The organism is Treponema zioleckii (genome assembly GCF_014737315.1).
GTDB lineage: Bacteria > Spirochaetota > Spirochaetia > Treponematales > Treponemataceae > Treponema_D > Treponema_D zioleckii.
The window spans coordinates 1-504 of record NZ_JPUF01000168.1 but is presented as its reverse complement, the minus strand read 5'-3'; the positions used below and the strand labels follow the sequence as shown (position 1 = coordinate 504).

The 504-nt window shown below is 51.8% G+C and carries 1 rRNA gene; it reads right to left on the bottom strand.

Features of this window, described 5'->3' with window-relative positions:
• Positions 1-504 (bottom strand): 16S ribosomal RNA (locus JI65_RS17055); the annotation flags it as partial.

The window sequence follows — 504 nt, the reverse complement described above, 5'->3', positions numbered from 1 at the left end:
TTACTAGCGATTCCGACTTCATGGAGTCGAGTTGCAGACTCCAATCCGGACTACGATCGGCTTTTTTGTAGATTAGCATCCTATCGCTAGGTAGCAACCCTTTGTACCGACCATTGTAGCACGTGTGTAGCCCTGGTCGTAAGGGCCATGATGACTTGACGTCGTCCCCGCCTTCCTCCAGTTTGTCACTGGCAGTATCCTTAAAGTTCCCGGCTTAACCCGCTGGCAAATAAGGAAAAGGGTTGCGCTCGTTGCGGGACTTAACCCAACACCTCACGGCACGAGCTGACGACAGCCATGCAGCACCTGTATGTAAGTTCCCGAAGGCACCAATCCATCTCTGGAAAGTTCTTACTATGTCAAGACCAGGTAAGGTTCTTCGCGTTGCATCGAATTAAACCACATGCTCCACCGCTTGTGCGGGCCCCCGTCAATTCATTTGAGTTTTAGTCTTGCGACCGTACTCCCCAGGCGGTCTACTTATCGCGTTAGCTGCGCCACTAA